The following is a 13,440-nucleotide window of genomic DNA, read 5'->3' on the forward strand; positions in this document are numbered from 1 at the left end:
GAGCGTGGTGCCAATACGTGGCCACAGGAAGGGAGACAACAACTTGAACATTATTGAAGCGGTGATCATTCTTGTCCTGCTAGTGCTGCTGTCAAACATACTGGGACACTACTTGGAGGCCATTCCGGTCAGCTTGATTCAAGTGACCTTGGGATTATTATGGTCCGTTATTTTTCACATTACGATTCCACTCGAAACTGATTGGTTCTTACTATTATTTATCGCGCCACTACTATTTAATGACGGGCGGCGTTTTCCAAAAAGTGAGTTGTGGACATTACGAGGGCCAATCTTGGCAAACGCAGTTTTACTTGTGTTCCTAACCACGCTACTAGGCGGCTGGTTATTTCACATACTCATTCCTAGCTTGCCATTATCCGTGGGATTTGCGTTGGCCGCCATTTTGTCACCGACGGATCCAGTGGCGGTGACATCCATCGCCGAGCAGGTGAGTTTACCGTCCGCAATTATTCATCTGGTCAGTGGCGAAAGTTTGATTAATGATGCCAGCGGTTTGATTGGATTTAAATATGCGTTAGCAGCGGCCGTGACTGGAACCTTTTCACTCTGGTCTGCTGCTGGCGACTTCCTTTACACCAGTATTGCCGGTTTTGTGGTTGGTTTTGTCGTGATGACAGGATTGCAAATGTTGCGGGAGGTGTTGAGACGCTCGGGAATCAATGATCCAGTGTTTAACACAGTGTTACAACTAGTGGGTCCTTTCGTGATCTACCTCGGCGCAGAGGCGATTCATGCTTCCGGCGTTATTGCCGTTGTTACGGCTGGCGTTTTAGCCCATGTTTCAGAAAACCGAATTGTTGAGGATTTACCGGAACAACGGCTTTTGATTGAGCGGACATGGGATATTGTGGTGTACGTGCTAAACGGGATTGTGTTCATTATTCTTGGGGATGAGTTGCCTAGCGCAACGAAGGCAACAATTGCTGATCCGGCAACAGGAACGTGGCGCGCAATCGGCTATGTCGTTGTGATTTGGCTCATTCTTTTTATTCTGCGGGCTGTTTGGATTTATGTTTATGGTACATTGAGTCGTTTAAGCAAAAACTGGCGCATTGAGCATAAGAATACGGAACCAGTTACGGTTAAAACGGCGATTGTTTCTGGTTTAACAGGTGTTCGTGGTGCAATTACGCTGGCGGGTATGTTAACGATTCCGGCGACCATTAGTAACGGGGATGCATTTCCAGAACGGTCATTAATTTTGTTTGTCGCTGCTGGTGTTATTGTGCTGAGTTTGGTCATCGCGGCAGTGACATTGCCATTGATCAGTCGGCGTGGGGCCATGCTGTTGACTCGAGGTAGTCAGGTTGACACCTTGGAAGAAATGACTGCGCAAGAAGAGGCTGATGATGGCGAAACGGTGCCGTTAATGTCGGTAGATGAAGCCAAAACGTACCTTTCTAAAACGGCAGTCAGAGTGCTGGAGTCACTGCGACGTCCTGAAAATCAACGGGCTGCGTATGACTTGATTCTCGATTATCAATTTATTATTCGGCGGTTACAGATGCGAACGCAGCCTTCCGAAGACGTGAAAATAATGATCGATTTTGAAGTTGATATTCGTCGAATTGCTCTGCAAGGTGAATTGAAACGACTGCAAGAGTTGCATGATGCTGGCTTAATCAATATTTGGAATTTTCGTTATTACCGTCGCCAAATCAAGTGGCGATTACGTAATGTGGATGCCCATCAGCGACGTGAAGCTTTACCCGCTTGGCGAACAGCTAGGCGTTTGATTCGACACGGTTTACGGCGGCTGCGAATTTTAATGACCGGCAATGATATGGTTACCTTTCGCCAGCAGCGTCAGTTAGTTGAAACGGAAACTGCCAAAGCAGCGATTGCCCGGTTATCACGTTTCTTTAAAGTCCATAACGCCAAGAAAAACGCACAGCAACGACAAAGTGTTTACCATCTGATTGTCCACTATCGCTACCGGATTGAACGGCGTCATCCTGTGACAAATGGCAGTGCTCGACAGCTCCAGTATGAGACTAATTTACGGGACTTGCGGGTACGTGCGCTCGCAGCGGAACGTTCAGCGGTGACAGAATTGTTGGATGCTGGGCGGATCAATGCTGTAATGGCAGCTAACCTGCGTCAATACGTTAATTACTCGGAAAATGTGCTGATGCTTGGTGAAGATTTACAAACGGAGGCAACAAGCTAGTGGATTGGTTTGCACGATGGTAAATCTGCTATACTTAAATGAGCGATTTGAAGCGTAATGTGAAGATCGCACGCCAACATTTGGCGATTTTAGGAGGAGTGTTATGTTACTTAATCCCAGCAACTGGCTCACCGGGACGGCGGCAGCACGTTTGCTCGACATTCTAGTGATTTGGTTTGTTATTTATGAGCTGATTATGCTATTACGAGGCACGCGGGCGGTAATGTTGTTCCGCGGGATCCTTGTGATTATCATTATTAAGATTGCTAGCTGGTATCTGGGCTTAGAGACAGTTTCCTGGGTCATGGACCAGATCATTAACTGGGGGGTTATTGCCCTGGTAATCATCTTTCAACCAGAAATTCGGCAAGGCCTTGAGCGTTTGGGTCGTGGCTCATTCATTCAACGAGGCCGGACGGCTCATGATGATGAAGAAAAGTTAATCGATGCGTTGGATAAGGCTATTCAATACATGAGTAAACGCCGGATTGGGGCGCTAATTTCTATTCAAATGGAAACTGGTTTGGAAGAGTACATTGAAACCGGGATTGATTTGGATGCGGACGTGACCGGTGAGCTGTTGATCAACATTTTCATCCCCAATACACCGTTACATGATGGCGCCGTGATCATTAAGGATAATCGAATTGCATCTGCTACCGCATATTTGCCGTTATCAGATAGTAATTTGATCCCTAAAGAACTAGGAACACGTCATCGTGCTGCTGTGGGGATTAGCGAGGTAACGGATGCGTTGACCATCGTCGTTTCTGAGGAAACGGGCGAAGTGATGTTTACGCGGAATAATGAAATGATGCGTAATTTGACTCAGGAAGACTATTTAAATTACCTTCGCAAACAATTGATCCCGGCAGAGCCAGAACGTCACAATTGGTTCTTGGACATTGTTAACCGAATTTTTAGGGGAGGTGGCCATAAATGAAAAAGTTTAATCGCTTTCTCAATAGCACGCTCTTCTACCGTTTATCAGCGTTAGTTTTGGCCATTTTCTTAGTTGTTTACGTGACCGGTTCAACAGGCAACGACACCCGTTTAGCCCGTCAGGACAATCCTAGCAGGGTATCTTCACTGACGTCGACCAAAACAAAAACAGTGTCGATGCCATTGCAACTAAATATCAATTCAAATAAATACTTTGTAACAGGTTATCCGGAGCGAGTTAAAGTTAAAATCACAGGACCGGCTGCATTAGTCACGGCAACGACGAACACGCAAAACTTTAGCATTAATGCGGACTTGTCAAAGCTGTCAATGGGTAAACACAAGGTGACGTTGAAGGCCGATGGACTCAACAAAGAATTAACCTATCAAATTGAGCCGAAGACAATTAACGTCACGATTGCCCATCGTGAGACGATTACAATGCCTGTCCACGTGAAATATGACGCCAATAGTTTGGCAAGTGGCTATCAGGTTGGCACGCCAACAACGTCAGTTAATAGCGTTACGGTAACCGGTGCAACGTCTGAAGTTGAACAGGTAGCCCAAGTGGTTGCGCCAATTAATTTGACCAAGAATAGTACGTCAACCTTAACAGCGACTGTTCAGTTGGAGGCTCAGGATGCTAATGGCCATACAGTTAACGTGGTGATGACACCTTCAACGGCTAGTGTGACCGTGCCAATTACATCCAACGAAAGTTCTAAGAAGGTTAAGGTTAATTACGAGCCTAAGAATGCGGAGGATGGTAAGAGTTATTCGATTACCGGTGACGTTGATAGTTTGACTGCATACGGCACAAAGAGTGCGATTAGCAAATTAAAGAGTAGTATAGTAGCTAACGTAGATGTTTCTGGTCTGCCAATTGGAACGACCAAGCAACAAGTTAATTTAACGCCTTCTGCCAGTGGCATTAGAAGCTATTCTGAGACGACTGCCAATGTCACGATTAAAGTGACATCCAGTAACGCGGATAGTAATGGGGTTCAGCATGGCGATTCGTCAACAAGTTCCTCTGATGAATCATCTAGTGAAGCGGCTGGTAGCAGTGAAACGTCTTCTAGTAGTGGTGATACGAATAGCTCGGCGAGTAGCAGCGAAACGGGCAGTAGCACAAGTGCGTCCAGTAGTTCAGCTGCCAGTAGCAACTAGTTAGCAAATAAACAAGTCTTTAGGGACAAACGACGAAGTGAGGAAGAAACAAATGAAATATTTTGGAACAGATGGTGTACGAGGCATTGCAAATCAGAATTTGAGTCCTGAACTTGCATTCCGACTTGGCCGTGCCGGCGGGTACGTGTTAACGGAGCACGCCGATGAAGATCATCAACCACAGGTTTTGGTGGCGCATGATACGCGTATTTCGGGTCAAATGTTGGAAGAAGCACTGATTGCAGGGCTTCTGTCAGTTGGAATTGAAGTACTTAAACTCGGTGTTATTACAACTCCCGGCGTAGCATATCTTGTCCGGGTACAACAGGCAGATGCTGGTGTCATGATTACGGCGTCTCACAATCCAGTTGCCGATAACGGAATTAAGTTCTTTGGTGGTGATGGTTTTAAACTATCTGATTCTTTGGAAGAAGAAATCGAAACCCTTTTGGATGCGCCTAAAGATGAATTACCGCGTCCGTCATCGGAAGGATTAGGAACTGTTGAAGACTATCAAGAAGGCGCGGCCAAATACACGCAATTCTTAGAGCAAACGATTCCTGATCAACTAAATGGTTTGCACATTGCCGTGGATGCGGCTAACGGTGCTACCAGCAAGTTGGTGTCACGTTTATTTGCAGATGTAGACACTGATTTCGATACGATGGCAACGAATCCTAATGGGTTGAACATTAACGATGGCGTTGGTTCTACTCATCCTGAGGCACTACAACAGTTTGTTGTTGAAAAAGGCGCCACTATGGGTGTTGCGTTCGATGGTGACGGCGATCGTTGTATTGCTGTAGATGAAAATGGTGACATCGTTAATGGTGATAAGATCATGTTCATCTGTGGTAAATATATGCATGAACATGGGCGTCTTAAGAAAGACACGGTGGTTACCACTGTGATGAGTAACCTTGGCCTTTATAAGGCTCTGGAAGGCAATGAGATGCACAGCGTACAAACGCAAGTTGGTGACCGATACGTGGTTGAAAAGATGTTAGCGGATGGCTATAACGTCGGTGGAGAACAGTCCGGACACGTTGTTTTCTTGGACTTCAATACAACCGGTGATGGCATGTTAACTGCTTTACAACTTATGTACATTGTTCAAACGACTGGTAAAAAGTTGTCTGAACTGGCCAGTGAAGTAACGACATATCCTCAAAAGTTGGTTAACGTTAAAGTTGCTGATAAAAAGGCAGCTTTGGAAAATGACCAGATTCAGGCGATCATTAAAAAGGTCGAAACTGAAATGAATGGTGATGGACGCGTGTTGGTTCGTCCAAGCGGCACGGAGCCATTGCTGCGGGTGATGGCTGAGGCACCGACTCAGGAAGTGGTCGACGGTTATGTCGATGAAATCGCTGACGTTGTGCGTCAAGAAGTCGGTATTGAATAGTGGCAACGCATACTGAAGGCTGATTATTTTATGGGCTGATGGGTTAGTCACTGAACATGAAAATTTAAGCTGTGTTTCCATTTCTGGATGCACGGCTTTTTTGTTTGCGATTAGAAATATCACATTAATGTAGTCAAACACGAATCTGTTAGGCACGCTGATCCGTCATTAGTCGTGCTGAGTAGATTTGGCCTAAATGTTCCCATTTGGAGAAAATTAAGGTTTAGTAATCATATAGACCATTAAAGACAAAAGGTTGACGTGATGTGTTTAAAAACGTTATTATAATACTGCTTTCAAAAAAGAAAACGGTATTATAATAGTCTATACCAATTTAAAAAGGATGAACGTTATGTGTGGAATTGTTGGAGTGACAGGAAACGAAAATGCGGTTGAAATGTTGATGAATGGTCTCCGTCGTTTGGAATATCGTGGCTACGATTCAGCCGGAATTTACGTGAACGACCAAAATGGCAAAGATTACTTAGTTAAAGAAAAAGGCCGCGTGGCTGATCTGGCTAAGGCAATCGGTGAAGATGTCCACGGTTCCACGGGGATTGCGCATACGCGGTGGGCAACGCATGGACAACCTAGCGTTGCCAATGCGCATCCACAAGTATCCGCTGATGGGCGTTTTTACTTGGTCCACAACGGCGTCATCGAAAACTACATTGAATTAAGAGACAAGTATCTCCAAGATGTAACGTTCAAGAGTGAAACAGATACTGAGGTCGTTGTTCAATTAATCGACTACTTCGTCAAACATGATAACTTAACCACCTTAGAGGCCTTCCGCAAGGTACTTTACTTGGTGGGAGATTCTTCATACGGTTTCTTGCTGATGGATCGCGAAGAACCGGACACTTTGTTTGTTGCTAAAAACAAAAGTCCATTGCTAGTTGGTGTCGGCAATGGCTTTAATGTCGTTTGCTCAGATGCCATCGCAATGCTGAACTACACGCATGATTTCATTGAGATGCAGGACGGCGAAATCATGATCTTAACGCCTGAAAAAGTTGATATTGAAGACGAGGAAGGTCACCACATTACCCGTTTGCCATTCCACGTCAGTATGGATGCCAGTGAGGCCGATAAGGGAACTTATCCACATTACATGTTGAAAGAAATTGATGATCAACCAACTGTCATGCGTAAATTAGCACAAACGTACTTTAATGATGACGGACAAGTGACTATCGATGACGAACTGTTGGCGGATCTACAATCAGCTGACCGGTTGTATATTGTTGCTGCGGGAACAAGCTACCACGCTGGTCTAGTCGGTGAACGTTTGTTTGAACGGCTAGCAGCGGTACCGACCGAAGCCCACGTGTCCTCAGAGTTTGCTTATAATTCACCCATTCTCTCCAAACATCCATTCTTTATTTTCCTGAGTCAAAGTGGTGAAACTGCTGATTCCCGTGAAGTGTTAACTGAGGTAAACGCAAAGGGTTATCACAGTTTGACAATCACAAATGTGCAAAACTCAACGTTATCGCGTGAAGCAACTTACACAATGCTGTTAAATGCGGGTCCAGAAATTGCGGTTGCTTCTACCAAGGCTTATACGGCTCAAATTGCTGTAGAAGCTATTATTGCTAAGGCGTTAGGAGAAGCAACGCAACAAGTGGCCGCAGCCGATTTTGACTTGCGTCGCCAACTGGGACTGGTCGCTAATGGTATTCAAGCTTTAGTTGATCAGAAAGAACGGTTTGAAGCTGTTGCTAAGGATAATTTTGTCGATCAACGTGATGCTTTTTACATTGGGCGTGGCATTGACTATGCGGTTTCACTTGAAGCCTCGTTGAAATTAAAGGAAATTACCTACATTCATTCCGAAGGGGTCGCAGCCGGTGAATTAAAACATGGCCCAATTGCATTGATTGAGTCCGGCACGCCGGTCATCGGTATCATTACCCAAGAACGAACGGCTTCACTGACACGTAGCAATTTGGCAGAAACTGCCGCTCGGGGTTCCCACATCATGACGATTGTGACGAAGTCGTTGGCTAAACCACATGATGATATTATTTTGGAAGACGTCGATGAGATGTTAACGCCATTATTAACCATCATTCCGGCTCAGCTAATTTCCTACTACACGAGTTTGCTTAAGGGATTGGATGTTGATAAACCACGGAATTTGGCTAAGAGTGTCACGGTTCAATAATAAATAGTTTGTTTTTAGTTTGGACAGAAGCTGTAACATATCTCTGCTTTTGAGAACAAGCATTAAACGTAATAGCACCTGATTCCCAAAGTAGGAATCAGGTGCTATTACGTTAAGCAAGAAATTTGTCATGCGATAGTGCTCACAGCGTTTGTTCTAAATGAACTCATGCCATGAATTCTACTCTATTTACCAAGTCCCTCTGAATTGGCCAAACGGTCAGTCTTTACTTGTATGAAGAAAGCAGTGACAAACAAAAATCAGATTTACAGCTTAGGTGACTTGTAAAATTGTCTAGACCTGTTATAATTGGACTATACCAATAAGAAAAAGGGAGACTCGACATGAAGGTTATTGTTGTAAAGAACGCCGCTGAAGGCGGTAAGCAAGGTTTTCAAGTGTTTAAGGACGCATTAGCTAATGGTGCTAAGGTATTTGGGTTGGCAACTGGTAGTACGCCAATTTCAACATATGATGAAATTACGAGTTCAGACTTGGACTTTAGTCATGTGACTTCTGTAAACTTGGATGAATACGTTGGTCTTGGACCTGATCATCCACAAAGCTACAACTACTTCATGCACGAGCACTTCTTTAACAAGAAGCCATTTGCAAACTCATATTTGCCAGATGGTTTAAACAAAGATGCTGAAGCTGAAACGAAGCGTTACGACAAGGTAATTGCTGATAACCCAATCGACTTAGGTATTCTGGGATTAGGCCGTAATGGGCACATTGGTTTTAACGAACCAGGTACGCCATTTGATTCCACAACACATCAGGTTAAATTAACAGAATCTACTATTGCTGCCAACGCACGTTTCTTCGATAACGAAGAAGAGGTTCCTAAGTATGCTTACTCTATGGGGATTGGTTCAATCTTAAAGGACAAACAAATTTTGCTGGAAGCTTATGGTGAAGAAAAAGCAGATGCAGTGAAGGGTACGATTGAGGGACCTGTTACGCCTGATTTACCTGCTAGCTCATTACAAAACCACGACAATGTTATCGTTGTGATTGACGAAGCAGCTGCTTCAAAGCTCAGCAAGAAATACTAGAAATAAAAAGAAAGCAGATATAACACGTTTAAGCTTTCTCAAGTCACACAAATAGACGTTCATGGGTGGAAATGCCCATGGACGTCTATTTTGTGTTAAATGGGCAAAAGACAGCGCTATGGCTCGCGTTTACGACAATTTTCATCTGCGCGAATTTTGCGATTGAAGGGGAGTTGATTGTTGCCATTTCACTAAGAGTCAAACTGAAGTGTTATGTTCCAATGCCTGCGTGTTTATAAAGAAAAATAACCAAATCATCATTTATAAATGGCAATTTGGTTATTTTTCTAATAAAAACATTAAAATATGGATAGACATAATTTAAAATACGTGATAACTTTAAATTACCATTTATTTACTTCCTCTTCCAAGGACGTTCACCCCAATGACGCCTTGGAACGGTACATCGTTGATTTGGTGTTCCTAACCTAAATGGCCCTTGAAAGGAACCGATGCCCGTCGGTTCCTTTTTTGGCATCCTTTTTTTGGTTAACCGACTTGGTTTTCTCTGAGAATAGCATCGACAACAGCTTGCATTTCTGGTGTCTTAATCCATTCTTCCCAGTGATCCATATCCCAACCTTGCATGAGAAAATGATGATTAATGTAATCTTCATATTTAATCACGTTTGCTGATTCAGGAATATTGAGTTTTAGAATGCGGACCTCTTTAATGAACTTTTTCTCGGCTGCAAATTCTGCACGCCCATTGTGAACCATGTTGCCAATTTCCATGTACTTTGAGCCATCATTTCGGGTGATTTCCTCAATCATGTCTAACGATTCATGGCCTGGTTCTTTTAATGGTGCTGGTTCTTCTGCCATCATATATGACTCCTTTCTGTAAAAACAACGCTAGTCCATTATCGCATGAAACTTATTTGCTGACGAAAAAAGAGTAAAAAAAACCACCATCTTGCGACGGTGGGCGGCATAAGAGAGAAAGAGAATTGATTAGAAGGTAATTACTAAATACCTTACGAGAACAATATACCTAATAATGAAAGCGCTGTCAATGACTATTTTAAAGATATCTTTATAGCATGTACCACGGATTTATCGCTCAGAATAACCTATTATCGGGAATGGTCATTAAGGACTACTTGATCAGTTCAAGAACCATGTGATTCAAAGATCTTCATCGCAGTATCAAAGCCTTGTGAGACCCTCAAGTTTCTATATTAGTATGATTGTCTGTTGGGTAGCAGCCCATGATTTAGTAAAAGACGGGATTTAAAACAATTCGAGTTGTAAGCGGTTACAAAACAATCAGAATCGGTTAGAATAGAGGTATGGAAAGAAGCTATTAATTAAGGAGATGAGCTTATGGGGTTTCAGGTTGAACTAGCAATCATTGCCATTACCGCAATTGTAATTATGGTGTTGTTGGGCATTTTGGGACTGCATGACGGTCGTCACCTACACACTTAATATCCGTAAGATTAATAAAACGGGGGTGGGGCTAGATGACTAAGCAACTTTTTAATCGAAAAATATTGGTAAAACAAGATGATGGACGTCAATTTATTGATGTTATCGAAGACGCAACGCATTTATCCTGGGCATCTACAGTTGATGAAACATTACAACAACGTGATGTGGATGCTGTAATCACGCGGCTCGCTGACGGCGTATTCAACTTGAATTGGTTGGGATTACGCGGCGCAATGTCAGAAACGATGGACTTTAATCGTCATACATTAGTTGGCGTTCGGTTTGATTCGGAAAAGGGACCACAACGGTTTGCTGGTAGTGTTCAATTATTAAATGATGATGGAACGCCTGACTTGAGCCCGTTTACGAATTGCCAAATCGTGTTGGCTTTTTGGAATGCCTTCTTTAACCGTCACGATGTCTCTGCGGTGACACAGTATGTGGCGCCAGAGTTTATTCAACATAATCCAAGCATTGCCGATGGTGCGGAAGCATTTACACATTATTATCGAGTTTTGTTTGGTCCTCAAGGGAGTTTGCGCGAGTCGAAACGGACGGTTGTCAGTGTAGCTGACCGAGATGATCTTGTGTATTTGCATGTTATTAGACAGGATTCTCCGACAGCGACCGAAATGGCCGAAGTTGATATCTTCCGTGTTCGCGATGGTCAGTTAGTTGAACACTGGGCGGTGAAACAACCGTTTCCAAACCATAGTGCAAACGGACACCCGATGTTTTAAACTGTGTAGCAAAAACTAACGCACCATTTTTGATGACAATAATTAGAGAGACAGGTTTGTGATTTTTGAAAAAATACTAAAATACGAAGGTAACTGCTATGTTGAAAGAAAACTGGCAGTTACTTTTTTCGTTGGAAAAGTTACCGTTCTTTCATCGTAATCAAAACAGTGTAATTAGTTCATTTTTTAAGGACGAATAATATCGCTCATGTTAATGAAATCTTATAGTAAAGGCGGAAAGGGTTTAAAACCGAACTAAGATTTGGAAAGGGAGATAATCATGGCAATTAAACGTGTAACTGTTGCAGGTAGCGGTGTTTTAGGGAGTCAAATCGCGTTTCAGGTCGCCTTTAAGGGGTTTGATGTCACTATTTACGACATCAACGATGATGTAATTGATAAAGCCAAGACGCGTATTGGTGGACTGGCTGAAATCTATGCTAGTCAAATTGCGGGTTCGCAAAGTCAGTTTAGTAACCTGGTGAAGGGAACAAACTATAATGCTAACTTGTTGCCTGGATTACCGGATGCCATTATTGGCAGAATTCAGGATGCGGAAAAAGTTGCACGAGAGACTCCAGCTCGAATAAGCTATGCGACGGATCTGAAAACTGCCGTTCAAAACAGCGACTTGGTGATTGAAGCCATTCCTGAATTGTTGGATTTAAAAACAAAATTTTATCAACAATTAAGCCAAGTAGCACCCAGCAAAACAATTTTTGCCACTAATTCCTCTACACTAATTCCAAGTCAATTTTCAGAAGCAACTGGGCGTCCCAAACAGTTTCTTGCGTTGCACTTTGCTAATGAAATCTGGAAGAACAATACTGCCGAAATCATGGGACACGCGGGGACTGATGCAAATATTTATCAGACGATCGTTCAGTTTGCAAAAGATATTGGCATGATTGCAATTGAAGTTAAAAAAGAACAGCCTGGTTACATCTTGAATTCTATTTTGGTGCCGTTTTTACATGCGGCACAACTTTTGTATTTGAAGGGCGTCGGTGATCCGCAAACAATTGATCGGACTTGGATGATTGCCACAGGTTCACCGATGGGTCCGTTTGCAATCCTAGATATGGTCGGTATTCAGACGGTTTACAATATTATCCAGAACTATGTCGCAACAACTGGAGATCCAGACTTCAAACAGTTGGCGACAATGATGAAAACGGAATACCTTGATAAAGGAAAGCTTGGTGTCTCAAGTGGAGAAGGATTTTACCACTATCCTAACCCAGCCTTTGAGGATGAAAATTTCTTGAAGGGATGATTTGAACCGACTCGAACCAGATGTTCATAAAGTGGCAAGCAAAAGAAAGGGTCTTTCACCGGATGACATGCTACACTACCCGTAACACGCCTAAGGAGGAAGACCCTTTATGAATGATCATGATGCAAAATGGGTATTAGATGAATTAGCAAAACTGCGAACTGACGACAATCGGGTGACTGTTGATGCAGCAATTGATTTAATCAAGGAGCAGCGCGATGAAATCGATAGTCTACATGGATCGATGGAAGGACAATTGTGGAGCCCTAAGCAGTGGCGGCAGTAGATGATTTCATAATTAATCTATTCGTTTCCATTGATTGTCAATGTCGTCGTGCCGATATTTTTCTGACCATCATGCACGGTCAATGTGACTGGACCAGCTGAGGGCGAAATTTTATACATGGCAGCCACTGTGACGTGTTGGCCAGCACCAACTGGCGTCACAGAATTGTTGATGTCATCATTGTCGCTGTCACTATTTTGACCCGACAGTGATAATGAACCACTAACCAAGGTTTTACCATCCTGGCTGGCCTTGAAATATTTTGACCATAAATCTGATGGCACTTGCTGTTTTGTCGATTGATTTGAGTACTCGTAAGTGATGAGCAGTTGCTGATGGTTTGGAAATGCAGAGGCAACTTGACGTTGGCCTGTGATTTTAATAGTACCGGTGCTGGCTGTAAGCGTATTGCTTGCAAACGTCGCTACCGGTGCTTTTTTATTTGCCCGAGTTGTTTGTGTTGATTCACTAGAAACTTTTTTACTCGATGTTTGACGTTGAGATGATGACGAGTGCTTTGCAGATGGTGCACAACCAGTCAATACAGTGGCTGAAATAGCCGTGACTAATAAAGAAGAGACGATTTTATTCATGAAAACCTCCTAAAAGGTATATTTATATTTTCGTAGCTGACGTTTATTTTATCGTGCACTATTTTATTTATTAACGCCTTGAATTGTCAAATTAAGTGCAACACTACATTAAAGAATATTTCATAAGGCGTTTTCCATCCGAGACATTTACGGGGACGATTATTCATTTGTTCTG

The 13,440-nt window shown here is 43.1% G+C and carries 11 protein-coding genes; 9 read left to right on the forward strand and 2 right to left on the reverse strand.

Annotated features, from left to right (window positions below; all coding sequences use genetic code 11):
- The first annotated feature begins 43 nt into the window (after positions 1 to 43).
- From GB992_RS06095 to nagB, 6 genes are all read left to right on the forward strand, one after another.
- Positions 44 to 2,191, forward strand: a complete 2,148-nt coding sequence (locus tag GB992_RS06095) for a cation:proton antiporter (protein WP_161001664.1) — start codon at positions 44 to 46, stop codon at positions 2,189 to 2,191.
- A 103-nt stretch (positions 2,192 to 2,294) separates the two neighbouring features.
- Positions 2,295 to 3,134 (forward strand): diadenylate cyclase CdaA, encoded by an 840-nt coding sequence (cdaA, locus tag GB992_RS06100; protein WP_161001665.1) that lies wholly within the window; start codon positions 2,295 to 2,297, stop codon positions 3,132 to 3,134.
- On the forward strand, positions 3,131 to 4,303 hold the full coding sequence (locus tag GB992_RS06105; RefSeq protein ID WP_161001666.1) for a CdaR family protein: 1,173 nt from the start codon (positions 3,131 to 3,133) through the stop codon (positions 4,301 to 4,303). Before cdaA ends, GB992_RS06105 begins: the two co-directional genes overlap by 4 nt.
- Positions 4,304 to 4,355: 52 nt before the next feature.
- A complete protein-coding gene (glmM, locus tag GB992_RS06110; RefSeq protein ID WP_161001667.1) occupies positions 4,356 to 5,708 on the forward strand; it encodes a phosphoglucosamine mutase in 1,353 nt (450 codons plus the stop codon).
- A gap of 352 nt (positions 5,709 to 6,060) precedes the next feature.
- Entirely contained in the window at positions 6,061 to 7,878 is a 1,818-nt protein-coding gene (gene glmS, locus GB992_RS06115; protein WP_161001668.1) for a glutamine--fructose-6-phosphate transaminase (isomerizing), read from the forward strand.
- A gap of 344 nt (positions 7,879 to 8,222) precedes the next feature.
- Entirely contained in the window at positions 8,223 to 8,936 is a 714-nt protein-coding gene (gene nagB, locus GB992_RS06120) for a glucosamine-6-phosphate deaminase (protein WP_161001669.1), read from the forward strand.
- A 489-nt stretch (positions 8,937 to 9,425) separates the two neighbouring features.
- Here nagB and GB992_RS06125 read toward each other — a convergent pair whose 3' ends face one another.
- Complete coding sequence (locus tag GB992_RS06125) at positions 9,426 to 9,761, reverse strand: hypothetical protein (protein ID WP_161001685.1); 336 nt, start codon at positions 9,759 to 9,761, stop codon at positions 9,426 to 9,428.
- Between the two features lie 641 nt (positions 9,762 to 10,402).
- On the opposite strand from GB992_RS06125, the gene GB992_RS06130 reads away from it, so the two are divergent.
- From GB992_RS06130 to GB992_RS11625, 3 genes are all read left to right on the forward strand, one after another.
- Complete coding sequence (locus GB992_RS06130) at positions 10,403 to 11,110, forward strand: nuclear transport factor 2 family protein (protein ID WP_161001670.1); 708 nt, start codon at positions 10,403 to 10,405, stop codon at positions 11,108 to 11,110.
- A gap of 280 nt (positions 11,111 to 11,390) precedes the next feature.
- Entirely contained in the window at positions 11,391 to 12,386 is a 996-nt protein-coding gene (locus tag GB992_RS06135) for a 3-hydroxyacyl-CoA dehydrogenase (protein ID WP_161001671.1), read from the forward strand.
- A 109-nt stretch (positions 12,387 to 12,495) separates the two neighbouring features.
- Entirely contained in the window at positions 12,496 to 12,672 is a 177-nt protein-coding gene (locus GB992_RS11625; RefSeq protein WP_162855636.1) for a hypothetical protein, read from the forward strand.
- A gap of 17 nt (positions 12,673 to 12,689) precedes the next feature.
- On the opposite strand, the gene GB992_RS06140 is transcribed toward GB992_RS11625, so the two are convergent.
- Positions 12,690 to 13,265 carry a DUF5067 domain-containing protein gene (locus tag GB992_RS06140; RefSeq protein WP_161001672.1) on the reverse strand — a complete coding sequence of 192 codons (576 nt, stop codon included), beginning with the start codon at positions 13,263 to 13,265 and terminating at the stop codon, positions 12,690 to 12,692.
- Between the last annotated feature and the right edge of the window lie 175 nt (positions 13,266 to 13,440).

Source organism: Furfurilactobacillus milii, from assembly GCF_009863985.1.
Lineage (GTDB): Bacteria > Bacillota > Bacilli > Lactobacillales > Lactobacillaceae > Furfurilactobacillus > Furfurilactobacillus milii_A.